We start from the raw sequence: 26,099 nt of genomic DNA, 5'->3' as shown, positions 1-26,099 counted from the left end.
GCCAGACTGCAGCCATGGACGTTCTCGTGACGGGAGGGACCGGACGCCTCGGCAGCCGGGTGGCCGGGCGGCTCCAGGAGGCCGGCCACTCCGTGCGCCGGATGTCGCGGCGGGGGACCGGGCCGGGCGGGGTCCGCGGCGATCTCGCCACCGGCCGCGACCTGCAGACGGCGCTGGCGGGTGCGGAGGTCGTGGTGCACGCGGCCAGCGACGCGCGGGGTGACTACTGGCAGGCCGACGTCGCCGGCACCCGGCGCCTGGTCCAGGCGGTCGACCGCGAGCGCCTGCGGCACCTGGTCTTCGTGTCGATCGTCGGCGTCGACCGCATCCCCTACGGCTACTACCGCGCGAAGTTCGCCGCCGAGCAGGTGCTGCTGGCGTCGGGGCTGCCGGTGACGCTGCTGCGGATCACCCAGTTCCACGACTTCGTCGACGAGCTGCTCGCCACCGCCCGCCGCGGGCCCGTGCTGCCGGTGCCGATGGGCTGGCGGGCCCAGCCGGTGGACGCCGAGGAGGCCGCCGCCCACACCGCCGAGGTCGCCCTGGGCGCGCCGACGGGGGACGTCGTGGAGTTCGGCGGTCCGCAGGAGCTGACCGCCGCCGAGCTGGCACGGGCGTGGGCGGCCGCCCGGGAGCCCGGGGCCCACGTCGTCGCCACGCCCGTCCCCGGCCGGCTGTCCTCCGCGTTCCGGGACGGCGCCGCGCTGCCCACCGGCGGCGCGCGCGGGCACCGCACCTACGGCGAGCACCTGCACGGCTGAACCGGCCCGCCGCAACGGTCCTGCCGGATCCCGCAACGGGCAGGACGACGTCCGGAAACCGCCGGTGCGCCGTCGTCGCCCCCACCTAGGGTCCGGGTCGTGCCCACCCTCGCGTCGCCCGGCCGCACCGCCGTGCCCGTCCTCGCCGCCGTCGTCGTCACCCTGCTGGCCTGGGCGTCGGCGTTCGTCGGCATCCGCGAGGTGGGCGCCGACCTCTCACCCGGGGCGCTGGCGCTGGGCCGGCTGACCGTCGGCACCGCGGTGCTCGGCGTCCTCTGGGCGCTCGCCGGCCGGGCGTGGGTGCGGCCGACGGGGCGCGAGTGGGGGCTGCTGGCCGTCTGCGGGGTCGGCTGGTTCGGCGTCTACAACCTGGCGCTCAACGCCGCGGAGCGGCACCTGGACGCCGGCACCACGGCGATGCTGGTCAACGTCGGGCCGATCCTCATCGCCGTCCTCGCCGGGCTCCTGCTGGGCGAGGGGTTCCCGCGCCGGCTGCTGGCCGGCATCGCGGTCGCCTTCGCCGGGGTCCTGCTCATCGGGCTGGCCACGCGCGGCGCGGACGCCGAGGTCCTCGGCGTCGTCTTCTGCCTGGTGGCGGCGGTGACCTACGCGGCCGGGGTGGTCGCGCAGAAGCCGGTGCTGCGACGGCTGCCTCCGCTGCAGGTGACGCTGACCGCCTGCGCCGTCGGTGCGCTGTGCTGCCTGCCCTGGGCCGGGGCGCTCGCCGGGGAGCTCGCGCGGGCGCCGGCGGCCTCCGTCGCCGGGATGGTCTACCTCGGGGTGGTACCGACGGCCCTGGCGTTCAGCACCTGGGCCTACGCGCTGGCCCGGATGGACGCCGGGACGCTGGGCGTGACCACCTACCTGGTGCCGCCGCTGGTCGTCGTCCTGGGCTGGCTCCTGCTGGACGAGGTGCCGCCGGTCCTCGCCGTCGCCGGCGGTGCGGTGTGCCTGGCCGGGGTGGCGCTGGCCCGCGCCCGCGGCCGGTCCCGGCGGTCGGTCGCGGCGACCGTGCAGGAGGCCGGCGCGGCCGCCTGAGCCGCGGCGTGCCGGGAACGGGCGAGGGCCCCACCGCCGCAGCGGTGGGGCCCTCGTCATGGCCGGCCGGCACCGGGCTGGAGGTCCCGGTGCCGGCCGGTGCTCGTCACCTGCGGGAGGTGAAGGCGAACGGCGCCGAGACGCCGCCCTTCGTGGACTCCGCGACGACCCGGGTGAACCCGGTGGACGGGGCGACGGCGTTGGCGACGCGGACGGTCCAGGCTCCCGTGGCGTCGACCGTGGCCGTGCCGATCATCGCGCCCTTCGTCCCGGTCGTGGTGGCCAGGTAGACCGTCACCGTGTTCAGGTTGGTCACGGTCGAGGTGCCCGAGACCCGCCACTCCCGCGTCCCGGTGCGGTACTCACCGGCGGTGATGGCCGTGGTGTCGACGGTCGGCGTCACCGTGACCGACCCGGTGGCGGTGCCACCGGGGCCGGTGGCGGTGACCTGGAAGGTCACCGGGTGGGCCGGAGCGGTGAACGACACCGAGTTCCCGGTGGTGCTGGGCACGGTGACCGCCGGGGTGGAGGTCTGCACCCACTCGTAGGACGTCGCGTTCGTCCCGGTCGCGGTCAGCACGACCTGCGCACCGACCTCCGGCGTCGGGTTGTCCGCGGTCACGGTGACCGCGGTCGGGACCTCGCCACCCTGGACCTCGGCCGTGCGGGTGAAGACGCGCTCACCCATCGGACCCTGCGTGGTCAGGGTGATCGTGACCACCCCGGGGGTGCTGGGCGCGGTGAACGTGGCCAGCGCCGGGTTGGCGCCGTCGGCGACGATCGTGCCGGCCGAGGCGGACCAGGCGAAGGACTCCACGTTGGTCGAGGACGAGGCGTCCAGGGTGACCGTCTGGCCCATCGCCAGCGTGGTCGGCAGCCCGGCGATGTTGCCGGCCTGCGGCACCTCCTCGCCGGCGTCCGAGCCGGTGACCATGACGGGAGCCGTGGTCGAGCCGTCCTCCTCGCCGCCCTCCGTGGCCACGACGGTGACCGAGTGCGGCGGCATGGAGAGGCCGGTGGCGGTGAGGCTGCCGTTGGCGAGCGCGCCGAAGCCCTCCACCGACAGCTCGGCGTCGCTGTCGCTGGACGTCGCCTCGACGGTGAGCGTCCCGTTGGCGAACACGGCGTTGGTGACCTGGATGCGGTCGGTGACCGGGACGTCCTTGTTCTCCGCCGGCACGTCACTGGTGTTGCTCACCGTGACCGAGTCGGGGAAGGCGCCGACGGGGATGCGGGCGAAGAAGTTGCCCTTGCCGTCGCCGGTCAGCGTGGTGGCCGGCACGCCCTCGCCGGCGACCTCGACGGTCGAGTTCCGGCCGGCCTTGGCGTAGACGTCGACGTAGTCCTGGCCGGCGGTGTCGACCTCGTAGACGCCGAGGGGCTCGATGCCCTGGTTGACGGCCACCTTGCCGAGGATCCCGAAGGTGTCGTCGCGGAAGGTGTCGATGCCCGGGCCGGAGACCTCCACGTAGTTGGTGTCGTGGGGCGAGCCGGTGACCTGGGTCTCCACGGCGGGGTTGCCGACGTAGGAGTTGCCGTTCACCTCGTGCAGGCCGGCGGCGTCGATCAGGAACGGCGCGATGCGGGAGCCCAGCGCGAGACCGAAGTTGTCCGGGGCGGGCGTGATGTCCTCGACGAAGCGGGCCCGGCCGCGGTCGTCGGCGGTCACCGTGTCGACGCCGTAGGGGTGGGTGACGGTGTAGGTGGCGAAGGGCACCGCGTCGTCGATCCGGATGCGGAGGCGGCCGAAGGTCACCTGGTCGCCCTCGCGGACGACCTCGTTGGCGAACGTCGCCTCCAGGGCGGCGACGAAGTCGACGGCCGGACCGCTGGGCGTGTCGAAGCTGTTGCCGGCCTGGAAGTAGAAGGACTCGGCCGGCCAGTTGCTCTCGGCCGCGCTCGCCCCGATGTGCAGCGGCTTGTTGGGGTCGAGCCCCTCCGCGGTGAGGAAGGCCGGGTCGCAGTAGGGGTCGGTGGCGTCGAGGCACTGCTCGAGGCGGAGCCCCGTGTGGTCCTCGTACCAGACCGGGAAGCCGTGCACCCCGCTGGTCGGGCCGACCGCCTGCAGGGTCTCGGGGTTCGGCGTGATGATGTCGGCGCCGGCCATCGTGGCGCCGCTGGCGACGACGCCGAACGCCGTCAGCGCCACGACCGTCGTGCGGCCGCGGCGGTTGGTGGTCCGGTTCGCCGTCGCGACGTCGGTGCCCCTCATGGCCCCGCCCCCGCGACGACCGGTGCTCGGTCGTTCCCGTGTCATGCGACTCTCCGTTGTCGAACGCCGTCGCCGTCACCGTGGGTGGTGACGACCTGTGCGTCGACTGTCGTGCAGCGACGAGTGCGCAGGCAGACGCGGCAAGGGGGAGTGGCACCCCCCAATGCGAGGGAGTCGCGCGGTGACCGGCCGTCACGGGCGCCGGGTCGCCGTCCGCGGGGTGCCGGCCGGAGACGGGCCGGGGGCCCGCCACCTCCCGGTGACGGGCCCCCGTTGTGTTCAGTTGTGGTGGTGCGCCGGGCTCAGTCGGCCCGGGTCCCGTCCGTCACCGGCGGAGGACGTACGGACCGGCCTTGCCGCCCTTGTCCGACTCCACCCAGACCTGGGAGCCGGGGACGGCCGGGACGGCGTTGCGGACCGCGAAGGTCCACGTCCCGAAGGTGGCGCCGGCCGCCGGCGGGGCCACGATGGCGGTCCCGATGACCGGACCCGTGGCGCTGGTGGAGCGGATCGTGATCGTCGCGCCGGCGATGGTGCCGGTGCCGTTGACCTCGAGCCGGTCACCGGCGCGGTAGCGGCCGCCGGTGATCGTGACCGTGTCGTTGGTCACGGCGTCCGGCGTCCCCGTGGCGGTGCCCGCCGGGCTGCTGCCCTGATCGTTCACGGCGATGACGCTGACCGTGTACGCCGTCCCGGCGGTCAGGCCGGTCAGCGTGGCCGTCGTGGCCGGGGCGACGACCACCGCCGACACCGCCGTCCCGGTGGCCGGGGTCGCGGTGACCTCGTAGCGGGAGATGGCGGAGGCACCGGTCTGCTCGGGAGCAGTCCAGCTCACCACCAGGCTGCCCTGGCCGGGCTGCGTGCTGACCCCGGTCGGGGCACCGGGGAGCGTCGGGGCCGGACCGGAGGTACCGGGCTCGTACGTGCCCTCGGCGGTGCCGATGTTGCCGGCGGCGTCGAAGGCGGCGACCTTGACCACGGTGCCGGCCGCGGTGACCGGGATGGTCGCGCCCTCCGGGAGGTGGATGGCGGTCAGCGACGGCATGTCGATGTCGACCACGTCGCTGCCGTCGAGGGTGTAGTAGACGTCCACGGCCTCGTTCGCGGTGACGGTGATCTCACCGGTCTCGGCGTTGGGCGTGAGCGTCACGGTCGGGTCCGTGACGTCCCCGGTCTCCGGGTTCTGGTCCGGAGCCCCGGAGGCCGCCGCGTACGGCTTGCTCAGCACCGTGTCCGCCCCGGTGCCCTGGGCGGCCCGCACCTCCACGAGGTACTCCGTGGTCGCGGTCAGACCGGTGAAGTCGGCGCGGATCGCGCTGGCGCCGACCTTCTTCCCGACCATGTTGCCGTCGGGGTCGGTCAGCGTCACGTGGTAGCCGCTGACGGGCGCGCCACCGGCCACCGGCGGAGCCGCGACCCAGTTGACGGTCATGGACTCACCGTTGGCGGAGCGGACGAAGCCCGCCTCACCGGGGCCGGGCTGGGCGGCGTCGCCGGGGCCGGCCGGGCAGCCACCCATGCCGGGACCGCCGACCTCGCCGTGCTCGGCGATGGTGATGCCGGAGCGCTCGTCGCCGTCGGCCGCGGCCCAGGACATGATCCGGGAGGTCCCGCCGAGGGCGGTCTGCGCGGTGGCGTCGTCCAGGAAGGTGTAGGTCGCAACCACCTGGTCCGGGTTGGTGGTGGACCGCGCCAGCGTGGACGTGTACCCCTCGTCGCCGGTGCCGTCGGCGACGGCGCGGGCGTCGCGGCGGGCCACCGCGGTGTCCTTGAGGTCGGGCTGGATGATGCGGGCCTCGAGCCGGTCCAGGGGGATGGCGGCGGGGACGTCGCTGATCACCGTCACCGTGCTGCCGCTGATCGACTCGGACGCCACCGAGATGTCGGCCACGGGCATGTCGAAGACCTGACCGTTGATGGTCAGCTCGACCCGGTCGTTGCCGGTGATGTCCGGGGTCACGTTCAGGCCGGACGGAGCGCCCTGGCCCCAGCACGCGCCGCCGGGGTGGTTGATCTCGAAGGCGACGCCGTCCTCGGGGTAGTTCACGTCGGCTGTCGTCTGGCCGACCACCGTGGTCCCGCGGAACACCTTGACCGTCGCCGTGCTGCCCGCCGGCAGGCCCTCGAAGCCCTCGATGGTCATGAAGTCCCGGTCGGGGAAGACGACGAGGTTGTTCGGCAGCGTGGGCAGCGCCGCCTGGGCGACCCCGCTGCTCAGGACGACGGATCCGACGGCGACGGTCGCGGCGGAGAACAGGCCGAGGGCCCGCCTCCCGCCGGTGGTGAGGGACGGTCGCGTCGCGGCGGTGGGCACAGACCCACCTCCGCGACGGCGGCCACCCTTGGTGGTCGTGCGTGCACTCATGGCTACTCCGCTGCTTCGAGCTTCCCCCCGATCGGGTGACCGGAGCCGTACGCAGACGGTCGTCGGTGAGGGGGGTCGATCCGAAGCCGTGCCGTGGGGGTCCTATGACCCCCAATACGGAGGAGTGCGCCGAGCGGTCCCCGGCGGCCCCGTCGAGGGCGCGACGGACCGCGTCGGGCCGGCATCCCCGGCCCGACCTGCGGTCTCGCCGAGGGTCAGTCCGTCCCGACGGGGGAACGGGGGACGACGAGCACCGGCCGGTGCGCGCAGTGCAGCAGGGCGCGGGGGACGCTGCCGACCAGCAGCTCACGCGAGGCCGACCGGCCCCGGCTGCCGACGGCGATGACCGCGGCGCCGCGGGCGGCGGCGGTCTCGGCCAGGGTTGAGGCGGTGGCCCGCGCGCTGCCGGGACGCCCCGAGCACGGCACGGTGAGCAGCTCGGCGCCGTCCGGGGCGGTGGGTCCGGGGCCCGGGCCGGGCTCGGCGACGGCCACGAGGAGCTGCTGGCGGCTGGGGAACAGGGCGGCAGCCGAGGCGATCGCCCGGGCCGCGCCGGCCGACCCGTCGGTGCCGACCATGACCGGCCCCGAGGCGGCCGCGGCCCACTCGGACGTCGTCAGCGGGTAGGGCACCACCAGCACCGGCACCGGGCTGACGTGGATGACCAGCTCGGAGACGCTGCCCAGCGCTGCCCGCACGCCGCCGAGCCCGCGGGTGCCGACGACGACGAGGTCGGCGCCGATCTCCTCCGCCGTCCGGGCGAACTGGTAGCCGTCGCCGCCGAAGGCCCGCTTGACCAGGGGCTCGGCCTCCCAGCCGGCGGCGCGGGCCAGCTTGACGCCGTTGCCGGCCAGGCGCTCGGCCTCGGCCCGGCCCTCCGTCTCCAGCAGGTCGCCCAGCTGCTGCAGCCCGGAGGAGCGGCCGGCCAGCCGCTGCCGCAGCTCCGGGGAGGTGAAGGGCGGCTCCCACAGGTGCAGGACCGACGCGGAGGCGGTGGGCACGAGGGTGGCCGCGGCCTCGATCGCGTTGACCGCGCTCGGCGAGCCGTCGTAACCGACGAGCACGCGCAGGGACCGACCGGAGTTGTCTGGGGCGCTCATGGCGGCATTCTCCCCGACGGGCCGCGGGACGTGGACCGGCTGGTCAGAGGTAGGCGCGGGGGTCGACCGCCGGCGGCAGCTCCCCGGGCACGATCCGCCGTCCGGAGATCGCGTGGGGGATCAGCCGCACCCAGTGGCCGGTGTCGCCCGGTGCCCACGGCTCGACGCCGGTTGCGTGGGTGCGGGCGACGAGGTCGGCCCGGTGCGCGTCCCCGACCTCCTCGGCCTGGCCGCGCACCAGCACGCTCCAGCCGCTGCGGGTCCGCCGGTCGATCTCGTCCACCTCGAAGGCGACGTTGGCGTGCTCGGCGGCGGTCAGCTTGGTGCCGGCGCGGGTGCGGATGACGATCGTCGTCCCGTCGAGGGCGAAGTTCACCGGGAAGACGAGGGGGTGGTGCTCGGCGTTCACGGCCAGCCGGCCGATCTCCTGGGTGGCCAGCAGCCGGTAGCACTCGTCGGCCGGGATCTCCTCGAGGGCGGCGTCGGTCATGGTCCCCATCCTCGGGGCCCGGCGTTGCGCACGCCACGTGCGCCCCTCGCCGCCCATGGGGTAGGCAGGGGGCGGGCCCCGCCCGGGGCGCCGGAGCCGGCCGGAGGTGCGCAGATGGACGAGCAGGACTGGACCGCGGTGGTGGGCGCCGCCATCCGGGCGCCGTCGATCCACAACACGCAGCCCTGGCGGTTCACCGCGACACCGGACCGGCTCGAGCTGCACCTGGACCGCGACCGGGCGCTGCCGGTGCTCGACCCCACCGGCCGCCAGCAGGTGATCAGCTGCGGGGTCGCGGCCGAGTTCGCCGCGGTGGCGCTGCGGTCCGCCGGCGTCGAGGCCGCCGTCGACCTGCTGCCCGACCCCGCCGACCCCGACCACCTGGCCACCGTGCGGGCGGGGGCTGCGCGCGAGGTGACCGCCGAGGACCGCTCCCTCGCCGAGGCGATCGGCCGGCGGCACACCGAGCGGGCGCCCTTCGCGGCCCGCGCCGTGCCGGACGAGCTGGTCGACCGGCTGCAGGCCGACGTCGGACGGCTCGGGGTGTGGGTCAAGCCCATCACCGAGTCGGAGGAGGAGGTCGCGACCGTCTTCCTCATCTCCCGGGCGGAGGAGATGGAGCGCAGCGACCCGGAGTACGTCGCGGAGCTGGAGCGCTGGCTGCGGACCGACCCGGCCGCGGTGGACGGCGTCCCCGTCGAGGCGGTCCCGAGCGAGGACCCCGCGACCCGGCCGTCGAACTGGCTGATCCGGGACTTCGTCGTCGGCAGCCGCGGCGCGCACGGCGCCTTCCTGCCCGAGGGGGACGCCGGCGCGCCGCCGCCGGCGGTGGAGCGGCCGACGGTCGTGCTGCTGGGCACCGACAACGACGACCGGACGGCGTGGCTGCTGGCCGGTCAGGCGCTGGGGCGGCTGCTGCTGCGGGCGACCGCGGAGGGGCTGGCCGCCTCGCCGCTCACCCAGGCGCTGGACTGGCCGGCGACGCGCACCCGCATGCGGGCGCGGCTGTCGCTGGTGGGCCACCCGCAGATGCTGCTGCGCATGGGTTACCCGTCGACGGGGGAGGCGCCGCACTCGGGCCGGCGACCGGTCGCCGACGTGCTGCGCTTCTCGCCGGCCGGCTGACCGGGCCGGTTCAGCCGCGGCGGGTGGTGGCCCAGGGGTCCTCGGGGTCGTGGTCGTCGTCGGCCTGCTGGCCCTCGGGGGTGGCACCGGCGGACGCCGAGCGGGCGGTGGCGGCCTCCAGGGCGGCGTCCCGTTCCCGTGCCTGCTGGGCGCGCGCCGCCCGCTCCTGCTCCCGCAGCTCCCGGCGGGTGGGCCGGTCGGACTCGGCGGGGCGGTCCCGCAGCCGCCACAGGCCGGCCCCGGCCAGCGCCAGGCCGACCGGCAGCACGTAGGCCGCGGCCCGCTCGGTGCCGCCCTCGCCGAGGTGACGGGTGATCCCGGCGACGAAGAAGACGGTGGCCGCCGTGCCGACGAGCCCGAGCACGGCCAGCGTCGTGCCGAGCGCCTCGGACCGCCGCCGCACGGCGTAGGCGAGCGCGATCAACCCCAGCCCACCACCGACCAGGTGGAGCCCGGCCCCGGCCTCGTGCAGGGACTGCTGCCCGTCCATCGGGAACAGCCCGACGAGCACCACGCCGACGGCGGCCGCGGCGAGCAGGGCGGCCGCGATCCGGCCCGCGGCGCCGGCCAGCGCGGGGCGCAGCAGCAGGACCCCGGCGGCGATCAGCACGCCCTGGGCGATGAACGAGGCGTTCATCAGCGCGTGCGCGGGCGAGGTGGCCGCGCCGAGCTCGCTGATCAGGTCGTCGGCGCGGGAGTAGCCGTCGGCCTGCAGCTGCACGACCGTCTCGACGATGAAGAACTGCAGGGTCAGCAACCAGGCGAGCGCGCCCCAGCGGTACCGGGTGGGAGTCACGGAGGCCATGGTCCCAGCCGCTCAGCCCCGGTCCGGCAGCCGGGCGAGGACGGCGGCGAACGCGGACGCCGACAGCCAGGAGGGGTTGCTGCCGGCGGGCATGCGCAGCACCTCGGCGCTCCGGAGGTCGGGGTCGCCGAGCAACTCGGCGCGGGGCACGGGCCGGGCCAGCCGGGTGAGCCGGACGTCGACGACCGGCCCGTCGGCGCGGTCCTCGGGCTCGCCGGTGACCTCGCCCAGGGCGTGGACGCCGGGGTCGGTGCGGCCGCTCACCCACAGCAGGCACGGCTGGCCGGGGCGCACCAGGTCCAGCCGGTAGGAGCGGCGCACGCAGCGGGTCAGCTCGCGCGCCGCGCCCACGGGCCAGCCGGGGTCGATGGCCGCCGGCGGCCGGGTGGACTTCAGCACCCAGCACGCGACGACCCCCGTCGTCAGCCGGGCCACGGGCAACGACCCCTCACCCCTCGAGCGACGGGGCCGCGGTGCCGTTCGGCAGCCACCGGGGGACGGCACCGGGCCGGGTGGACCCGGCGCGGGGGCCGGAGGCTCCCCGCCGGGGACACGGGCAGCGGCTCAGTGGCGGCCGGGACGGCACGTGGCCGCGGTGCGGTCCGGAGGACCGCAGAGGGGAGTGCCGCGGAGCGGTCCGGAGGACCGCAGATCAATCAGTCGCCGAGTGCTGGTCGGCGCCGGCCGGGTCGGCATCGTCGGAGTCGACCATCTGCCGCTCCTGCTCGGTGCGGTGCTGGAGGGCGTCGTCGTTGGGCCGGTCGTAGCCGCCGGCGTGCTGGGACCGGTCGCGCGGTGCGGACTCGGTGGTCTCCATGACGTCGTCGAGGTCGGGTCGGTCGGGCTCGCTCACGAGGGCTCCGCTTCGTCGGGGATGTCCGTTCCCGGAGGCCATAGCCAGCCCGCCGCCGCCCCAACCGTGATCAGCGCTGCTCCAGCCGGGCCGCGGGCACCCACGCCTCGACCAGCACCGGACCGTGCGGACCGGCGAGGGCGTAGGTCACCCGGCCGAGCCAGCCGCCGTCGTCCTGCCGCCACTCGACGAGCAGCCCGGGCCACACACCGGGTGCACCCGGCGGGTCGTGCACCCAGCAGTGCCGGCCGCGGCCGTCCGCCCGGCGACCGCTGTCGGTCGCCGGGCGCAGCGGCTCGGACGGGGACGCGGCGGCAGCGACCCCGGACTCCGCTGCCCGCTCCCCGAGGGAGCGGCGACCCGAGCGCCCTGGGTGCATGCCGCCGGCCATGGGGAGAGTCTGGCACGTCGGTCGAACACGCGTTCGATCGACACGGTCTCAGGCGCTGTCCGCGACGCCCTTCGCCAGCGTCTCGGCCACGGCCGCGACGAGGGGGTGGGCGGGGAGGTCCTCGACGGTCACCGGCAGCGGCAGCGACCAGTTGGGCCGGTCGGTGGTGCCCGGCATGTTGGGCCGGCGCCGCTCGGCGACGGCGTCGTCCAGCGTCGCGGACAGCAGCAGGGACGGCGCCTCCGCCAGCCGCTCGTGCGCCCGCTTGACCGCCGTCTCCGGCCGGGCGTTCTTCCGGACGCCGGACAGCCTCGCCAGCAGCGACCGCCGGCCCTCCTCGAGCTCCTCGTCGCTGCCCGTGCCGTGCTCGCGCTGCTCCTCGACGTCGGCGCCGCTCCACAGCCCGGCCACGGTGGGCAGGTCGTGGGTGGTGATCGCGGCCATCGCCTCGACCGGCCACTGCGCCGGGTCGTCCTCCTCGAACCACAGCAGCCGGTAGCTGAGGATGCCGTGCTCGGCCATCGCCTCGCGGACGCCGTCCTCGACGGTGCCGAGGTCCTCGCCGACGACGACCGCCTGCGCCCGGGCGCTCTCCAGGGCGACGATGTCGAGCAGGTCCTCGGCGGGGTAGCGGACGTAGGCGCCGTCGGCCGGGCTCTCGCCCCGGGGCACCCACCACAGCCGGAACAGGCCCATGACGTGGTCGATGCGCAGCCCGCCGGCGCCGGCCATCGTGGCGCGGATCGACTGGATGAACGGCTCGTAGTCCGCAGCGCGCAGCCGCCACGGGATCAGCGGCGGTGAGCCCCAGTCCTGGCCCTGGGAGTTGAACGCGTCCGGGGGCGCGCCCACGGAGGCGCCGTCGGCCAGCACGTCCTGCCAGGTCCAGGCGTCGGCCCCGCCGCCGGCGACGCCGATCGGGAGGTCCTGGATGACGGTCATGCCCTCGGTCGCGCGTTCCAGCTGCAGGTGCAGGCACCACTGCAGCCAGGCGTGGAAGGCGACGTCGCGCTCGTGCTCGGCGACGAACCGGCCGACGGCCTCGCTGCGCGGGTCGCGCAGCTCCTCGGCCCAGGTGTGCCAGTCGGGGCCGTGCACGTCGGCGAGGGCGCACCAGGTGGCCCAGTCCTGCAGCGGCTGGCCCTGGTGCCACCACCAGTCGGGGAAGGCGGGGTCGTCGCGGCCGGTGGCGTCGAACACCCGCCGCAGCACCTCGCGCTTGCGGGCCCAGATCGCGTCGCGGTCGATCAGGTCGCCGTCGGAGAGCGCCCGGCCGGCGTCCACCTCGAGGTCGACGGCGCCCGCGCCGGGCACCTCCGGCACCCGCAGGTAGACGGGGTTGCGGAAGCGCCGGGTGGCCGGCAGGTAGGGGCTGGACTCCTGGCCCGGCGTCGGGGCGACGGCGTGCAGCGGGTTGATGAGGACGAAGCCCGCGCCCTGACCGGCGGCCATCTCGCGGACGGCGCGCAGGTCGCCGAGGTCGCCGATGCCCCAGCTGTCGCGGCTCCGGGTGGCGTAGAGCTGCACCGCCCAGCCCCAGGCGCGCTCCTCGGGCAGCCAGCAGCGGCCGGGGGAGACGATCAGTCGCCGGCGGTGGCCACCCGGCGCCTGCAGCCAGTGGTAGCCGAGCGGGAAGTCCTCGGGCAGTTCGCCGTCCACGTGCCGGACGGAGCCGTCCTCGCAGGTCACCTCGGCCTCGTCGACCTCGAGGGCGTCCCCGGGCCGGGCCACGATCGGCGCGCGGTCCTCGAGGTCGGCCGGGGGCGTCCCGATCACCTCCCGCAACCGCTCGATGGTGGCCTCGGCGACGTGGTGTTCCTCGTCGAGGGCGTCGAGCCAGCCGGCGTCGATGCCCCACTCGTCGGTGGTCGGGGTGCGCGTCACGCCTCGATACTCCCCACGCCGCGCTCCGTCCACACGGCACGACGCGAGTGGTGCCGGTCTCTGGTCTCGACCTTCCAGCCGCTGGAGGGTGCAGGGTCGGGGCCGTGGACGACGGCGCGCTCACGATCGGGCAGCTCGCGGACCGGCTCGGCGTCCCCGTGCGGACGGTGCGCTTCTGGTCCGACGAGGGGCTGGTCGACCCGCCGGCCCGGTCGGCGGGCGGCTACCGGCTCCACGGCGCCGCGGCGGTGGCCCGGCTGGACCTCGTGCGCACCCTGGGCGGACTGGTCGACCTGGGCCACGCCCTGGACCTGGAGATCGTCGCCGAGGGCATCGCGCAGGAGCGCCGGCGCACCCACCTGCGCGACGGGCACGTGGGGCTTGCGCAGGGCCACCTGTTCGCCGCGCCCCTCGGCGCACCGACGCCGAGTTGCTGCTGCTCCGCGGGGTGACGCGCCGACGAGCCGGGGACCACCGCTCCCGCCTGACGCGGCCGGGGCTCTGGGGTGCCGGCCGCCGCCTGCCGCCGGTCGATCATGGGGTCGTGTCGCCCGCAGCGGCGTGTCGCCGCATGTCGGCGGCGACGACTCCACTCTCGATCCGAGAGTCGGGGTCAGACGGGTCCGGAGTCAGGAGTCGCTGTCCCGCCGGGCCTGCTGGACGGCGGCGGCGTCACCGCACGCGTGCAGCCAGCGCGTTCGGATGCCGGGGCGCCCGGGGTAGGGGAGGCCCATGACGGTGATCGGCTTCCACAACTCGCACGAGCAGGTCCACCCCGCGGCGCTGCTGACCGCCGTCCGGCACGCGGAGCAGGTGGGCTTCACCGCGGCCATGTGCTCCGACCACCTGACCCCCTGGAACCCGCGGCAGGGGCACTCCGGGTTCGCGTGGTCCTGGCTGGGTGCCGCGCTGGCCACCACGGGCCTGCCCTTCGGTGCGGTCAACGCCCCCGGCCAGCGCTACCACCCGGTGGTCATCGCCCAGGCGATCGCCACCCTCGGCGCGATGTTCCCCGGCCGGTTCTGGGTCGCGCTCGGCAGCGGCGAGGCGATGAACGAGCACGTCACCGGCGACAAGTGGCCGCGCAAGGAACTGCGCGACGCCCGGCTGCGCGAGTGCGTCGACGTCATCCGCGCCCTCCTGGCCGGCGAGGAGGTCAGCCACGACGGGCTGGTCACCGTCGACCGCGCCCGCGTCTACACCCTCCCCGAGCAGCAGCCGGCCCTCATCGCCCCCGCGGTCAGCGTCGAGACCGCCCGGCGCGGCGCCGACTGGGCCGACGGCCTGGTCACCATCAACCAGCCGCACGACAAGCTCCGGGACATGATCGCCGCGTACCGGGACGCCGGCGGCCGGGGCAAGCTGGTCCTGCAGGTGCACGTCAGCTGGGACCCCAACCCCGACCGGGCCCTCGCCGTGGCCCACGACCAGTGGCGCAGCAACGTCTTCCCCCCGCCGCTGTGCTGGGACCTCGACAGCCCGGAGGCGTTCGAGCACGCCAGCGCGCACGTGACCCCGGAGGCGGTCACCGGCGCCGTCCGCGTCTCCGCCGACCTGGGCCAGCACGCGGCCTGGATCGCCGAGTACGTGGAGCTCGGCTTCGACGACGTCTACCTCCACCAGGTCGGCGGCGACCAGATCGCCTTCCTCGACGCGTTCGGCGAGAAGGTGCTGCCGCGGCTCGACGTCACGGCGCCGGGGCCCGCCGTCGCGATCGACCCGCCCGGACCGGCCGGCCCGCGCCGCCCCGAGCAGACGCCGCACCCCGCCGGGATCGCCTGACCCGCATCCACCGGCCCCCCGCCCGGCGAAGTCCGGGGTGCGGTCGCCGTTCGGCCGCGTCCGACGACACGGGACGGGGACGAGATGACCGACGTGGACGACCTCATCCGGCGGGTCAACGCGCGGGAGCCGATGCCGGCCGTGGAGCTGCGCCGGGCCCGGGAGCTGCTCGATCGGCACGCCCGCACCGGCCGGCCGGGGCTCGCCGAGGCCCGGGTGCGCGTGGCCGTCCTGCTGGAGAAGCTGGGCGAGTGACCCCGGCCGGTCCCCTAGGGTGCGAGGGCGTGGACGTCACCGTGCGCGCGCTCACCGAGGACGACGTCCCCGCGCTGACCCGGCTGCTGGTCGCCAACCGGGAGTTCCTCGCGCCGTGGGACCCGCAGCGCCCCGACGAGTACTTCACCGAGGACGTCCAGCGCGCCGAGGCCCGCCGCACCCTCGAGCGGTACCGGCAGGGCGCCGTCCTGCCCGGTGTGGTGCTCGTCGACGGCGAGCCGGCCGGGCGGGTCAACGTCAACAACGTCGTCCGTGGCTCGTTCCTGTCCGGAGACCTCGGCTACTGGGTCAGCGAGCACGTCACCGGTCGCGGCGTGGCCACCGCCGCGGTGGCCGCCATGGTGGGACTGGCCTTCGGCGAGGCCGGCCTGCACCGGCTGCAGGCCGGCACCCTCGTGCACAACTCCGCCTCGCAGCGGGTGCTGCGGCGCAACCGGTTCGAGCGGATCGGCTTCGCGCCGCGGTACCTGCGCATCGCCGGGCGCTGGCAGGACCACCTGCTGTTCCAGCTGCTCAACGAGCCGGCGGACTGAGCGCGGCGCGCCGGAGTGCGGTAGGGACGACGGCAGCCCCCGACGAGAGGACGCCGCCATGCGGATCACCGACACCAGCGATCTCTGGTGGAAGACCGCCGTCGTCTACTGCCTGGACGTCGAGACCTACCTGGACTGGAACGGCGACGGCTGCGGCGACTTCGCCGGCCTCGCCCAGCGCATCGACCACCTCGCCGACCTCGGCGTCACCTGCCTGTGGCTGATGCCCTTCTACCCGACCGCCGAGCGCGACGACGGCTACGACATCACCGACTTCTACGGCGTCGACCCGCGACTGGGCACCCACGGTGACCTGGTGGAGGTGGTGCGGACGGCGAACGACCGCGGCATGCGGGTGATCGTCGACCTCGTGGTCAACCACACCTCGGTCCAGCACCCGTGGTTCCAGCGTGCCCGGCAGAGCCGGGACGACCCGTACCACGACTTCTACGTCTGGCGCGACGACGAGCCGCCGGACACCTCCGACCAGGTGGTCTTCCCCGACCAGGAGCAGAGCACCTGGACCTACAACGAGCCGACCGGGGAGTGGTACCAGCACCGCTTCTACAAGGAGCAGCCCGACCTGAACGTGGCCGACCCCCGGGTGCGCGACGAGGTCGCCAAGATCATGGGCTTCTGGCTGCAGCTGGGCCTGTCCGGGTTCCGCGTCGACGCCGTCCCGTTCTTCCTCGAGGTGCAGCCGGAGGACGCCGGGGAGCTGCCCGACCCGCACCAGTACCTGCGGGCGCTGCGCTCGTTGCTCGGCCGCCGCACCGGCGACGGGATCCTGCTCGGCGAGGTCAACCTGCCGCACGAGCAGCAGGTCGAGTTCTTCGGCGGTGCCGACGGCGACGAGCTGACCATGCTGTTCGACTTCGTCGGGATGCAGGCGCTGTACCTGTCGCTGGCCCGCGCCGATGCCGGCCCGGTCAGCCGCGCGCTCTCCGAGCGCCCCGCGGTGAGCCCGGACAGCCAGTGGGCCACCTTCGTCCGCAACCACGACGAGCTCACCCTCGACAAGCTCTCCGACGACGAGCGGCAGGAGGTCTTCGCCGCGTTCGGCCCCGAGGAGCGGATGCAGGTCTACGGCCGGGGGCTGCGGCGCCGGCTGCCGCCGATGCTGGACGGCGACCCGCGGCGGGTCCGCATGGTCTACAGCCTGCTGTTCTCCCTGCCCGGCACCCCGGTGCTGTTCTACGGGGAGGAGATCGGCATGGGGGAGGACCTCGACGCCGAGGGCCGCCTCGCCGTCCGGACGCCGATGCAGTGGACGTCGGGCCGCAACGGCGGGTTCTCGACCGTCGAGGACCCCACCCTGCTGCCCGGCCCCGTGGTCGACGGCGGGTTCGCCCCGGAGTTCGTCAACGTCGCCGACCAGCGGCACGACCCGGACTCGCTGCTGTCGTTCATGAAGCTGCTCATCCGGCGCTACCGGGAGTCCCCGGAGCTCGGCTGGGGGACCTACGACGTGCTCGAGCAGCCGCACCCCGAGGTGCTGGCCCACCTGTGCAGCTGGGACGACGGCACTCTGGTCGCCGTCCACAACCTCGGACCCGAGCCCCGCACGGTGCCGCTCTCCCTGCCGGAGTGCGGCTCGGGGCACCGGCTGGTGGACCTGCTCCAGCCCGGTGAGGAACAGGTGGACGACAAGGGCGGGGTGGAGCTGGCGCTCGGCGGTTACGGGTACCGCTGGCTGCGGGTGGTCGCTCCCGGTAGCCGCCGGCTGGTGTGAGGATCGATGCGTCGACACGTCGACGTGTCGACACCGCGGTGTCGCCCGGGCCGCCTAGCGTGGCACCGATGACCGAGGCACCCCGCACCCCGACCCCGCCGACCGCCGAGCTGCCCGTGTCCGGCGCCGTCCCCTCCGGAGAGCCGACCCCGCCCGGCCCGACGGTCACCGGGCCGATCGAGACCGGTCCGCCGCCGGTGCCGTTCCCGGGTCTCGAGGGCGCGACCGCCGCGGGCGCCACCGCCGTGCCCCCGTCGACGCAGCCGCCGGCCCCGGTGCAGCCCCCGGCGCCGGAGCCGCCCGTCCCGGCTCCGGCGCCCGCCCCGGCTGGTGCCCCGGCGGCCGAGGGGCACCAGCCGACGACGCCGGTGACGGGGCGGCCGCGGATCGGTCCCCGCCGGCCCGGGACCCTGACCCGGATGGGCCCGTGGGCGCCGGTGGCCGGTGCCCTCCTCGGCCTGGTCGCGGGCATCGTCGTCTCGCTCCTGCTCGGTGGGGTGGCCGAGGCGTTCAGCGAGCGGCTGGCGCTGGTGTTCCTCACCGTCGGGCTGACGATGCTCGGCGCGGCCGGTGCGCTGCTGGCCGACGAGGTGCGGCTGGTCCGCCGGGGTGCGCGCGAGGCGGGCATCCGGCCGGCCTGGGTGGAGGCCACCGCGAACCTCATCAACGGCCTCACCCCGGCCCGGCTGCTCCTGCTGTCCAGCGCGTTCGTGCTGTTCCTCGCCGCCTACGTCGCCTGAGCAGCGGCGACCACCTGAGCGGACCGCCGCTCACGTGTAGGCCTGCACCGCCAGGTGCACCGCCAGTCCGATCCCCGCGACGGCGATGATGCGGCGCAGCGCGGTCTGCGGGGCGCGGCGGACCACGCGCGGCCCGATCCGGCCGCCGAGGAACAGCCCGATCGCCAGGGGCAGCGCCGCCGACCAGGCGACGTCGGTGAGCAGGACGAAGCCGACGGCGGCCACCGCGTTGGCCATGCCGAGCACCACGTTCTTCAGCGCGTTCCCGATCGGGAGCCCCTCGCCCGTGGTGAGCAGGAACATCGCCAGCATCATCACCCCGGCCGCGGCGCCGAAGTAGCCGCCGTAGACGCCCACCGCGAACGTGCCCAGCGGCAGCCACCACGGGTCGCGGTGGGTCGGGTGGGCCCGGGCGCCCTCCTCGGCGAGCTCCCGCGGCGGCCGCTGCAGCAGCATGGCGATCGAGGCCCCGCCGATCAGCCACGGCACGATCGCCTCGAACGCCTCCGAGGGGGTCAGCAGCAGCAGCGCGGCCCCCGCGACGCCGCCGAGCACCGCGCCGGTCCCCAGCCGCAGCAGCCGCCGTCCCTGGCCCCGCAGCTCCGGGCGGGAGGCGCTGACCGCGCCCACGCTGTTGAGCACCAGCGAGACGGTGTTGGTGACGTTGGCCGTGACCGGCGCGATGCCGGTGGCCAGCAGCGCCGGGTAGCTGATCAGGGAGGCGAGGCCCGCGATGCTGCCGGTCAGCCCGGCGCCGATGCCGGCCAGGACGAGGAACCCGAACTCCGGCACGGTCACCGCTCGCCTGCTCCCGTCACGTCCGTCAGCTTGCCTGCCATCCCGGGCGGTTCAGCTCACCGGGTCAGCAGCACCGCGATGGCCACGCAGCCCAGCGCGACGATCGCCGTCCGCAGCACGGGGGCGGGCAGCCGCCGGCCGAAGCGCGCGCCGGTCCAGCCGCCGAGGAGGGAGCCGCCGGCGACCAGGGCGGCCGCCGTCCAGTCGACGCGGTCGGTGGCGACCACGACGTAGGCCCCCGCGGCGACGGCGTTGACCGCCAGCGTCAGCACGTTCTTGATCGCGTTGAGCCGCTGCAGCGGCTCGTGCAGCAGCAGGCCGAAGACGCCGATCTGCAGCACGCCCTGGCTGGCCGCGAAGTAGCCGCCGTAGCTGCCGGTGGCGTAGGCGCCGGCGAAGAGGGCGGTCAGCCGGCCGCGGCCGATCCGCTGCGGGCCGGCGTCCTCGGCGCGGCGGCGGGCCAGGGCTCGCTGCACCAGCGGCTGGACGGCGACCAGCACGACGGCCAGCCCGACCAGGACCGGCACCACCGCCTCGAACGCCGCCGCCGGCAGGTGCAGCAGCAGGAACGCACCGGTCAGCGCGCCCAGCACCGAGGCGGGCAGCAGCCGCATCAGGAGGCCGCGCTGGCCGGCGAGCTCGCGCCGGTAGCCGATCGAGCCGGTCAGGTTGCCCGGCACCAGGCCGAGGGAGTTGCTGACCGTCGCGGTGACCGGCGGCAGGCCGACGGCCAGCAGCACCGGGAAGGTGACCAGCGTGCCCGAGCCGACGACGGCGTTGATGCTCCCGGCGGCCATCCCCGCCGCGGCCACCGCGACCATCTCCCACCCGGTCATCGCGTCGAGCGTGGCACGCGCAGCGGCCGGGGCGCCGCCGGCGGGGGTGTGACCCCGCTCATGCGGCCGCTCCGCCCCCACCCGTGTCGGTCATGGTGTTGCTGCCGCTGCTCAGGGCGTGTCCGCCCGTGCCGCCCGCGACAACCCCATGATCGACAGCGGGGGAGAGATCGACGGGCGACGGGGGAGGACCGCAGGAACTCAGTCCTTGCGGCCGGCGTCCTCCACGCGGAGGACGACGTGGCCCTCCTCGTCGGAGGCGTCGAGGTCGACCGCCACGTCGATGCCCCAGTCGTGGTCGCCCGCGGGGTCGTCGACGATCTGCCGCACCCGCCACACCCCGGGCTCGCTCTTGTCCCAGACCAGGAGGGCGGGACCGCGGGCGTCGGCGCCGGTGTTCACCTCGTCGTGCTCGGCGAAGTAGGCCTGCACGACCTCGCCCCAGCGGTCGGCGTCCCACCCGGAGCCGCGGTCGAGCTCGCCGAGGTCGTACCAGCGGCGGCGGGCCCACAGCTCCACCCGGCGGAACAGCGCGTTGCGGACCATCGCGGTGAACGCCCGCTCGTTGCCGGTGAGCGGCCGCGGCCGGGCCGGGACGGCGACCGGCTCGTCCAGCGGCTGGTCGGGCGAGGTGAGCTGCTCCCACTCGTCCAGCAGCGAGGAGTCGACCTGCCGGACCAGCTCGCCCAGCCACTCGACGAGGTCGGTGGCCTCCTCCGTGCGCGCCGCCGTCGGGACGCCGGAGCGCAGCGCCTTGAACGCGTCGGACAGGTACCGCAGCACCGCGCCCTCGGACCGGGTGAGCCCGTAGGTGTTGACGAACTCCCGGAAGGTGGAGGCCCGCTCCCACATCTCGCGGACGACGGCCTTCGGCGACAGGTGCGCGTCGGCCGCCCACGGGTTGCTGCGCACGTAGACCTCGAAGGCGTGCCCGAGCAGCTCCTCCAGCGGCTTCGGGTACGTGATGCCCTCGAGCAGCTCCATCCGCTCCTCGTACTCCACGCCCTCGGCCTTCATCTGGGCCACCGCCTCGCCCTTGGCCTTGTTCAGCTGTGCGGCGAGGACCTGCCGGGGGTCGTCGAGGGTGGCCTCGATGACGCTCACGACGTCGAGCGCGTAGGTGTCGCTCGCCGGGTCGAGCAGCTCGATCGCGGCCAGCGCGAAGGTCGACAGCGGCTGGTTGAGCGCGAAGTCCGGGGGCAGGTCGACGGTCAGGTCGTAGCGCCGGCCGTCGGGCTCGGGCTCCGGCAGCCGCTCCAGCACGCCGGCCTGCAGCAGCGAGCGGGCGATGCCGATCGCCTCGCGGATGTGCCGCAGCTGCCGCTTGCGGGGCTCGTGGTTCTCGGTGAGCAGCCGGCGCATCGCGACGAACGGATCGCCGGGGCGGTCGACGACGTCGAGCACCATCGCCGTCGACACCCGCATGTTGCTGGTCAGCGGCTCGGGATCGGCCGCGACCAGCCGGTTCATGGTCGCCTCGGACCACGGCACCATGCCCTCGGGTGCCTTGCGGCGCACCAGCTTGCGGCGCTTCTTCGGGTCGTCGGCGACCTTGGCGAACTGCTTGAGGTTCTCCACCTCGTGCTCGGGCGCCTGGACGACGACGGTGCCGGCGGTGTCGTAGCCGGCCCGCCCCGCCCGGCCGGCGATCTGGTGGAACTCGCGGGCGTTGAGCAGCCGCGTGCGGGTGCCGTCGTACTTGGACAGCGCGGAGAACACCACGGTGCGGATCGGCACGTTGATGCCCACGCCGAGGGTGTCGGTGCCGCAGATGACCTTGAGCAGCCCGGCCTGGGCCAGCTGCTCCACCAGCCGCCGGTACTTGGGCAGCATCCCCGCGTGGTGGACGCCGATGCCGTGGCGGACCAGCCGCGACAGCGTCGTCCCGAAGGAGGAGGTGAAGCGGAAGCCGCCGATCATCTCGGCGATCGCGGCCTTCTCCTCCTTGCTGCACACGTTGACGCTCATCAGCGCCTGCGCCCGCTCCAGCGCGGAGGCCTGGGTGAAGTGGACGACGTAGACCGGCGCCTGCCGGGTGTCCAGCAGCTCCTGGATCGTCTCGTGCATCGGGGTCGTCGCGTAGTAGTGGTGGAGCGGCACCGGGCGCTCGGCGTTGGCGACCAGGGCGGTGGGCCGGCCGGTGCGTCGGGTGAGGTCCTCGCGCAGCCAGGTGGTGTCGCCGAGGGTGGCGCTCATCAGCAGGAACTGCGCCTTCGGCAGCTCCAGCAGCGGCACCTGCCAGGCCCAGCCGCGGTCCGGGTCGCCGTAGAAGTGGAACTCGTCCATGACCACGAGGCCGACGTCGGCGTCCGCACCCTCGCGCAGCGCGATGTTGGCCAGCACCTCGGCGGTGCAGGCGATGATCGGGGCGTCCCGGTTGACCGCCGCGTCACCGGTCAGCATGCCGACGTTCTCCGCGCCGAAGACCCCGCACAGCGCGAAGAACTTCTCACTGACCAGCGCCTTGATCGGCGCGGTGTACCAGCTCCGCCGTCCCGCGGCCAGCGCCGCGTACTGCGCACCGGTGGCCACCAGCGACTTGCCCGAGCCGGTCGGCGTCGCGAGCACGACGTTGGCGCCGCTGACCAGCTCGATCAGCGCCTCCTCCTGCGCCGGGTACAGCACGGTGCCGTTCCCCTCGGCCCACGCGGCGAAGGAGGTGAACAGCTCGTCGGGGTCGGCGCCGCGCGCACGGAGGGCGGCGAGGTCGCTGGGGTCGTCGAGGAGGGGAGGGGCGGTCGCGGTCATCGTGGGGGACAGCGTGCCTGACGCGCCTTCCCTTCCCGCGGCACGGCCCTTCCCGGCGGGCCGTCCGGTTCCGTAGCCGACGGCGGGGGTAGGCGGCACCAGACCCGCCCGCGAACCAGGAGGACGACGACGTGTCTTCACCCCGCCCCGAGTCCCAGCCCGCCCAGCAGCAGGACGTCCCCGGCACGCTGGGGGAGATGCAGCCCAAGCCCGACCACGGGGAGGAGAGCTACCGCGGCTCCGGCCGGCTCACCGGCAAGGCGGCGGTCATCACCGGCGGGGACAGCGGCATCGGCCGCGCGGTCGCGATCGCCTTCGCCCGCGAGGGGGCCGACGTCCTGATCTCCTACCTGAACGAGCACGAGGACGCCGAGGACACCAAGAAGTACGTCGAGGAGGCCGGCCGCAGGTGCGTGCTCGTGCCCGGCGACCTCGCCGACCGGGCGCACGCCAAGACGATCATCCCCCAGGCCGTCGAGGCGTTCGGGAGGATCGACGTCCTGGTGAACAACGCCGCGTTCCAGATGAGCCACCCGACGCTGGAGGAGATCTCCGACGACGAGTGGGACCACACCGTCGCGCTCAACCTCTCGGCGATGTTCACCCTGTGCAAGGACGCCATCCCGCACATGCAGCCGGGCGCGTCGATCATCAACTCCTCGTCGGTCAACTCCGACAACCCGAGCCCGCACCTGATCGCCTACGCGATGACCAAGGCCGGCATCGCCAACTTCACCGCGTCGCTGGCGCAGATGTACGCGGACAAGGGGATCCGGGCCAACAGCGTCGCGCCCGGCCCGATCTGGACGCCGCTGATCCCGGCCACCATGGACGAGGAGAAGGTGGAGAGCTTCGGCCAGCAGGTGCCGATCGGCCGGCCCGGCCAGCCCGCCGAGCTCGCACCGGTCTACGTGCTGCTGGCCAGCGACGAGGCCTCGTACGTCTCGGGTGCCCGCGTGGCGGTCACCGGGGGCAAGCCGATCCTGTGAGCCCCGGAGTCGCTCGAGCGCGGGGATCGCGCTCGAGCGACTCCGCTCAGCGCACCGCGGCGGCGATCCGGGCGACGTCGGCGGGGGTCACCCGGCAGCAGCCGCCGACCAGCCGGGCGCCGGCGTCCAGCCAGCCCGGCACGTCACCGGCAGGGACGCCGGGCGACCCGGTCCAGCGCCGGGCCGCCGCGTCCCACCCCTCGCCGCTGTTGGGGTAGGCGACCAGCGGCGTGCCGGCTGCCGCGGCGGCGGCGAGGGAGGGCCCGACGGCGGACGGCGCGGTGCAGTTGACCCCCACCGCGACCACCGCGCCGACACCCGCGGCGAGGGCGAACACCGCCTCGGCCCGCTCGCCGCGGCGGGTGCGGACGACGCCGCCGCCGTCGACCACCGTGGTGAGCGAGAGCCACACCGGGACGCCGAGCGCGTCGGCCTCGGCCACCAGCGCCTCGGCCTCCGCGGCCGCGGGCACCGTCTCGCAGGCCAGGACGTCGGTGCCCGCCTCGGCCAGCAGCGCCATCCGCGGCCGGTGGAACGCCCGCAGGTCCGCGACGGTCATCGAGTCGCAGTAGGCGCCGGTGTACTCCGACCCGTCGGCCAGCACCGCCCCGTACGGGCCCACCGACCCCGCGACCCATGCTCCCGGCGCACCACGACGGGCCAGCTGCACCGACCGCGCCATCAGCGCCCGCGCCTGTGCGGCCGGCACGCCCGCCGCGGCGAAGCCCTGTACCGAGGCCTGGTAGGTGGCCGTGGTCGCCACCTGCGCACCGGCCGCGGCGAACGCGGCGTGCGCGGCCACGACCGCACCGGGGTCGTCGCGCAGCAGCCGCGCGGACCACAGCGCCGAGGACAGGTCGGCGCCCTGGGACTCCAGCCGCGTGGCCAGCCCGCCGTCGAGCACCACCGGACCGTCGGCCAGCGCCGCGGCCAGGGAGAGCGGAGGCATGGTCCCGATCCTCCCGCGGTACTGGCAGGCCATGGTGTTCATCTGGAGCAGCGGCTGGGGTCCGCGACGGCGCCCGCGGGGCGGGTACCGCGGCATGGGCCCGGGCTACGGCCCCGGGTACGGGCGCGGCCACCGCCGCGGGTACGGCCCGCCGCCCGGCTACGGGCGCGGGTACCGCGGCGGCAACGACTCCTGCCTGCGCGACCTGCTGTTCCTCAACACCGGCTGCTGCCTGGCCAACGCCATCGGCTGTGGCGTCGACGGGTTGTTCCTGGTGCCGACCACCGTGCGGCACGTGCACGCGGCCGGCACCGGCCGGCGCGGCACCCGCGTCAGGGACCGCCTGGTCGCCGCCGTCCGCGTCTACCAGCGGGAGGTCAGCCCGAGGCGGCCGCCGTCCTGCCGGTTCGAGCCCACCTGCTCGGCCTACGCCGTCGAGGCGCTGGAGCAGCACGGCGCCTGCCGCGGTACGTGGCTCACGCTGCGCCGGCTGCTGCGCTGCCGGCCCGGCGTGCGCGGCGGCGCCGACCCGGTGCCGGCTGCCGCCTGAGGGACCGGGTCAGGGACGGCGGACGCCGGCCCGGGTCAGCGCGACCGCGAGGGACAGCGGGACGACGCCCAGGACGGCGGTGGTCAGGAGCGCGTCCCGGGCCGTGTCCGACGCCCACGGCGGGGCCAGCAGCGCCCAGCCGAGGGTGAACAGCGGCAGGGTCACCACCGCGGTGCCCAGGGTCGTCCGCAGCTGCGTCCGGGGACCGGCGTCCCGCACCGCCAGCCCGACGACGAACGCGGGCACGGAGGTGAACAGCCAGTGGAAGACCGGGATGACCGCGCCGGAGGTACCGTCGGACAGGGCGGCCGCGTACAGCGCGTCCCACCCGAGGGCGAACACCGACGCCAGGCAGACCAGCCAGAAGGTGACAGGGGCGAGGCGCCCCGGCAGCGATCGGGGCCGGACCAGGAGCCCGGCCGCCACCAGGCACAGCAGGGCCGCCCCCACCACCAGCCCCCACAGGGACGGCGGGACGTCGGCGACCTGCCAGCCCGAGCGGGTCCGTTCGGGGGACGGCCACGGGAGGGCACCCACGACGGCGGCCGCCACGGTCAGCACGGCCGCGACGCCGCCCACCGGTCCCGGTCCGGGCGGCGCGGTCGTCCCCGATGCGTCGGTCACGGCGCGCAGCGTGGCACCCGGAGGACCCCGTGCGGCCTCGGCGGGCGGTGGGTTCCGCCAGACTGGTGATGTGCCCGCGGTCGACGACGCCTCCGGTGACCTGCCCGTCACCGGTTCCCTCGTCGTGCCCGCGGCCGCCCTCGGCTGGCGCTTCTCCCGCTCGTCGGGGCCCGGCGGCCAGGGGGTCAACACCGCCGACTCGCGGGTCGAGCTGTCGGTGGCCCCGCTCGAGCTGCCCGGGCTGAGCGACGCCCAGCGGCAGCGGCTGGCCGCGCGGCTCGGCACCCGCCTGGTGGACGGCGTCCTGACCGTGGCCGCCAGCGAGCACCGCCAGCAGTTGCGCAACCGGCAGGCCGCCCGCGACCGGCTGGCCGCCGTCCTCCGCGCCGCGCTCGCCCCGCCACCGCCGGCCCGGCGGCGGACCAGGCCCACGCGGGGCTCCCAGGAGCGGCGGATCCAGGCCAAGAAGCAGCGCGGTGAGCTCAAGAAGCAGCGCCGATCCTGGGACTAGGGCACCC

General features: G+C 75.3%; 26 protein-coding genes. 12 read left to right on the top strand and 14 right to left on the bottom strand.

Going from position 1 to position 26,099, the window contains the following annotated elements; all coding sequences use genetic code 11:
* The first annotated feature begins 14 nt into the window (after positions 1–14).
* Together ACI78Q_RS19525 and ACI78Q_RS19520 are read left to right on the top strand one after the other, a co-directional pair.
* Positions 15–761 carry an SDR family oxidoreductase gene (locus ACI78Q_RS19525; RefSeq protein ID WP_456925103.1) on the top strand — a complete coding sequence of 249 codons (747 nt, stop codon included), beginning with the start codon at positions 15–17 and terminating at the stop codon, positions 759–761.
* A gap of 99 nt (positions 762–860) precedes the next feature.
* Complete coding sequence (locus ACI78Q_RS19520) at positions 861–1,799, top strand: DMT family transporter (protein WP_456925102.1); 939 nt, start codon at positions 861–863, stop codon at positions 1,797–1,799.
* A 106-nt stretch (positions 1,800–1,905) separates the two neighbouring features.
* Here ACI78Q_RS19520 and ACI78Q_RS19515 read toward each other — a convergent pair whose 3' ends face one another.
* From ACI78Q_RS19515 to ACI78Q_RS19500, 4 genes are all read right to left on the bottom strand, one after another.
* The gene (locus tag ACI78Q_RS19515; RefSeq protein ID WP_456925101.1) at positions 1,906–4,011 is read right to left on the bottom strand and encodes a hypothetical protein; all 2,106 of its coding nucleotides are present in this window, start codon (positions 4,009–4,011) and stop codon (positions 1,906–1,908) included.
* A gap of 325 nt (positions 4,012–4,336) precedes the next feature.
* Positions 4,337–6,325 (bottom strand): fibronectin type III domain-containing protein, encoded by a 1,989-nt coding sequence (locus tag ACI78Q_RS19510; protein ID WP_456925100.1) that lies wholly within the window; start codon positions 6,323–6,325, stop codon positions 4,337–4,339.
* A gap of 266 nt (positions 6,326–6,591) precedes the next feature.
* Positions 6,592–7,476: a universal stress protein gene (locus ACI78Q_RS19505; RefSeq protein ID WP_456925099.1), complete on the bottom strand. Its 885-nt coding sequence runs from the start codon at positions 7,474–7,476 to the stop codon at positions 6,592–6,594.
* 43 nt (positions 7,477–7,519) lie between these two features.
* Positions 7,520–7,966: a pyridoxamine 5'-phosphate oxidase family protein gene (locus tag ACI78Q_RS19500; protein ID WP_456925098.1), complete on the bottom strand. Its 447-nt coding sequence runs from the start codon at positions 7,964–7,966 to the stop codon at positions 7,520–7,522.
* 114 nt (positions 7,967–8,080) lie between these two features.
* On the opposite strand from ACI78Q_RS19500, the gene ACI78Q_RS19495 reads away from it, so the two are divergent.
* Positions 8,081–9,091: an Acg family FMN-binding oxidoreductase gene (locus ACI78Q_RS19495; protein ID WP_456925097.1), complete on the top strand. Its 1,011-nt coding sequence runs from the start codon at positions 8,081–8,083 to the stop codon at positions 9,089–9,091.
* Between the two features lie 10 nt (positions 9,092–9,101).
* Here the strand turns inward: ACI78Q_RS19495 and ACI78Q_RS19490 are convergent, their stop codons facing one another.
* The 5 genes from ACI78Q_RS19490 to malQ all read right to left on the bottom strand — a co-directional run bounded on the left by ACI78Q_RS19490 (position 9,102) and on the right by malQ (position 13,024).
* Positions 9,102–9,896, bottom strand: coding sequence for a DUF998 domain-containing protein (locus ACI78Q_RS19490; protein WP_456925096.1), 795 nt, complete (start codon positions 9,894–9,896; stop codon positions 9,102–9,104).
* Between the two features lie 12 nt (positions 9,897–9,908).
* On the bottom strand, positions 9,909–10,331 hold the full coding sequence (locus ACI78Q_RS19485) for a hypothetical protein (RefSeq protein WP_456925095.1): 423 nt from the start codon (positions 10,329–10,331) through the stop codon (positions 9,909–9,911).
* A gap of 217 nt (positions 10,332–10,548) precedes the next feature.
* Positions 10,549–10,749, bottom strand: coding sequence for a hypothetical protein (locus ACI78Q_RS19480; protein WP_456925094.1), 201 nt, complete (start codon positions 10,747–10,749; stop codon positions 10,549–10,551).
* Between the two features lie 70 nt (positions 10,750–10,819).
* Entirely contained in the window at positions 10,820–11,140 is a 321-nt protein-coding gene (locus ACI78Q_RS19475; protein ID WP_456925093.1) for a hypothetical protein, read from the bottom strand.
* Positions 11,141–11,188: 48 nt separating this feature from the next.
* The gene (malQ, locus tag ACI78Q_RS19470) at positions 11,189–13,024 is read right to left on the bottom strand and encodes a 4-alpha-glucanotransferase (RefSeq protein WP_456925092.1); all 1,836 of its coding nucleotides are present in this window, start codon (positions 13,022–13,024) and stop codon (positions 11,189–11,191) included.
* A 104-nt stretch (positions 13,025–13,128) separates the two neighbouring features.
* Between malQ and ACI78Q_RS19465 the strand changes: the two genes are divergently transcribed.
* The 6 genes from ACI78Q_RS19465 to ACI78Q_RS19440 all read left to right on the top strand — a co-directional run bounded on the left by ACI78Q_RS19465 (position 13,129) and on the right by ACI78Q_RS19440 (position 18,087).
* Complete coding sequence (locus ACI78Q_RS19465; RefSeq protein ID WP_456925091.1) at positions 13,129–13,476, top strand: MerR family DNA-binding transcriptional regulator; 348 nt, start codon at positions 13,129–13,131, stop codon at positions 13,474–13,476.
* 280 nt (positions 13,477–13,756) lie between these two features.
* Complete coding sequence (locus tag ACI78Q_RS19460; RefSeq protein ID WP_456925090.1) at positions 13,757–14,806, top strand: TIGR03885 family FMN-dependent LLM class oxidoreductase; 1,050 nt, start codon at positions 13,757–13,759, stop codon at positions 14,804–14,806.
* Positions 14,807–14,890: 84 nt separating this feature from the next.
* The gene (locus ACI78Q_RS19455; protein ID WP_456925089.1) at positions 14,891–15,061 is read left to right on the top strand and encodes a hypothetical protein; all 171 of its coding nucleotides are present in this window, start codon (positions 14,891–14,893) and stop codon (positions 15,059–15,061) included.
* 29 nt (positions 15,062–15,090) lie between these two features.
* Positions 15,091–15,615 (top strand): GNAT family N-acetyltransferase, encoded by a 525-nt coding sequence (locus ACI78Q_RS19450; RefSeq protein ID WP_456925088.1) that lies wholly within the window; start codon positions 15,091–15,093, stop codon positions 15,613–15,615.
* Between the two features lie 58 nt (positions 15,616–15,673).
* On the top strand, positions 15,674–17,347 hold the full coding sequence (locus ACI78Q_RS19445; protein WP_456925087.1) for an alpha-amylase family protein: 1,674 nt from the start codon (positions 15,674–15,676) through the stop codon (positions 17,345–17,347).
* A 68-nt stretch (positions 17,348–17,415) separates the two neighbouring features.
* Entirely contained in the window at positions 17,416–18,087 is a 672-nt protein-coding gene (locus tag ACI78Q_RS19440) for a hypothetical protein (protein WP_456925086.1), read from the top strand.
* Positions 18,088–18,117: 30 nt separating this feature from the next.
* Here ACI78Q_RS19440 and ACI78Q_RS19435 read toward each other — a convergent pair whose 3' ends face one another.
* The 3 genes from ACI78Q_RS19435 to ACI78Q_RS19425 form a co-directional block, all read right to left on the bottom strand.
* The gene (locus ACI78Q_RS19435; protein WP_456925085.1) at positions 18,118–18,885 is read right to left on the bottom strand and encodes a sulfite exporter TauE/SafE family protein; all 768 of its coding nucleotides are present in this window, start codon (positions 18,883–18,885) and stop codon (positions 18,118–18,120) included.
* Positions 18,886–18,941: 56 nt separating this feature from the next.
* Entirely contained in the window at positions 18,942–19,721 is a 780-nt protein-coding gene (locus ACI78Q_RS19430) for a sulfite exporter TauE/SafE family protein (protein WP_456925084.1), read from the bottom strand.
* A 201-nt stretch (positions 19,722–19,922) separates the two neighbouring features.
* Positions 19,923–22,469, bottom strand: coding sequence for a DEAD/DEAH box helicase (locus tag ACI78Q_RS19425; protein ID WP_456925083.1), 2,547 nt, complete (start codon positions 22,467–22,469; stop codon positions 19,923–19,925).
* Between the two features lie 131 nt (positions 22,470–22,600).
* On the opposite strand from ACI78Q_RS19425, the gene ACI78Q_RS19420 reads away from it, so the two are divergent.
* The gene (locus ACI78Q_RS19420) at positions 22,601–23,458 is read left to right on the top strand and encodes an SDR family oxidoreductase (protein WP_456925082.1); all 858 of its coding nucleotides are present in this window, start codon (positions 22,601–22,603) and stop codon (positions 23,456–23,458) included.
* 46 nt (positions 23,459–23,504) lie between these two features.
* On the opposite strand, the gene mmuM is transcribed toward ACI78Q_RS19420, so the two are convergent.
* Positions 23,505–24,407, bottom strand: a complete 903-nt coding sequence (gene mmuM / locus ACI78Q_RS19415) for a homocysteine S-methyltransferase (protein ID WP_456925081.1) — start codon at positions 24,405–24,407, stop codon at positions 23,505–23,507.
* Between mmuM and yidD the strand changes: the two genes are divergently transcribed.
* Positions 24,406–24,957 (top strand): membrane protein insertion efficiency factor YidD, encoded by a 552-nt coding sequence (yidD, locus tag ACI78Q_RS19410; RefSeq protein WP_456925080.1) that lies wholly within the window; start codon positions 24,406–24,408, stop codon positions 24,955–24,957. The two genes, mmuM and yidD, sit on opposite strands and share 2 nt — an antisense overlap.
* A gap of 9 nt (positions 24,958–24,966) precedes the next feature.
* Here yidD and ACI78Q_RS19405 read toward each other — a convergent pair whose 3' ends face one another.
* The gene (locus ACI78Q_RS19405) at positions 24,967–25,581 is read right to left on the bottom strand and encodes a hypothetical protein (protein WP_456925079.1); all 615 of its coding nucleotides are present in this window, start codon (positions 25,579–25,581) and stop codon (positions 24,967–24,969) included.
* 70 nt (positions 25,582–25,651) lie between these two features.
* On the opposite strand from ACI78Q_RS19405, the gene arfB reads away from it, so the two are divergent.
* Entirely contained in the window at positions 25,652–26,092 is a 441-nt protein-coding gene (arfB, locus tag ACI78Q_RS19400) for an alternative ribosome rescue aminoacyl-tRNA hydrolase ArfB (RefSeq protein ID WP_456925078.1), read from the top strand.
* Positions 26,093–26,099: the final 7 nt, after the last annotated feature.

The organism is Geodermatophilus sp. SYSU D00705, assembly GCF_054050135.1.
This window is presented reverse-complemented; position numbering and strand designations above follow the sequence as displayed.

Coding starts and splice junctions, on each gene's coding strand:
- ACI78Q_RS19525 (WP_456925103.1), top strand. CDS start 15: ATGGACGTTCTCGTGACGGGAGGGACCGGACGCCTCGGCAGCCGGGTG.
- ACI78Q_RS19515 (WP_456925101.1), bottom strand. CDS start 4,011: ATGAGGGGCACCGACGTCGCGACGGCGAACCGGACCACCAACCGCCGC.
- ACI78Q_RS19505 (WP_456925099.1), bottom strand. CDS start 7,476: ATGAGCGCCCCAGACAACTCCGGTCGGTCCCTGCGCGTGCTCGTCGGT.
- ACI78Q_RS19500 (WP_456925098.1), bottom strand. CDS start 7,966: ATGACCGACGCCGCCCTCGAGGAGATCCCGGCCGACGAGTGCTACCGG.
- ACI78Q_RS19495 (WP_456925097.1), top strand. CDS start 8,081: ATGGACGAGCAGGACTGGACCGCGGTGGTGGGCGCCGCCATCCGGGCG.
- ACI78Q_RS19490 (WP_456925096.1), bottom strand. CDS start 9,896: ATGGCCTCCGTGACTCCCACCCGGTACCGCTGGGGCGCGCTCGCCTGG.
- ACI78Q_RS19475 (WP_456925093.1), bottom strand. CDS start 11,140: ATGGCCGGCGGCATGCACCCAGGGCGCTCGGGTCGCCGCTCCCTCGGG.
- ACI78Q_RS19460 (WP_456925090.1), top strand. CDS start 13,757: ATGACGGTGATCGGCTTCCACAACTCGCACGAGCAGGTCCACCCCGCG.
- ACI78Q_RS19455 (WP_456925089.1), top strand. CDS start 14,891: ATGACCGACGTGGACGACCTCATCCGGCGGGTCAACGCGCGGGAGCCG.
- ACI78Q_RS19445 (WP_456925087.1), top strand. CDS start 15,674: ATGCGGATCACCGACACCAGCGATCTCTGGTGGAAGACCGCCGTCGTC.
- ACI78Q_RS19440 (WP_456925086.1), top strand. CDS start 17,416: ATGACCGAGGCACCCCGCACCCCGACCCCGCCGACCGCCGAGCTGCCC.
- ACI78Q_RS19430 (WP_456925084.1), bottom strand. CDS start 19,721: ATGACCGGGTGGGAGATGGTCGCGGTGGCCGCGGCGGGGATGGCCGCC.
- ACI78Q_RS19425 (WP_456925083.1), bottom strand. CDS start 22,469: ATGACCGCGACCGCCCCTCCCCTCCTCGACGACCCCAGCGACCTCGCC.
- yidD (WP_456925080.1), top strand. CDS start 24,406: ATGGTCCCGATCCTCCCGCGGTACTGGCAGGCCATGGTGTTCATCTGG.
- mmuM (WP_456925081.1), bottom strand. CDS start 24,407: ATGCCTCCGCTCTCCCTGGCCGCGGCGCTGGCCGACGGTCCGGTGGTG.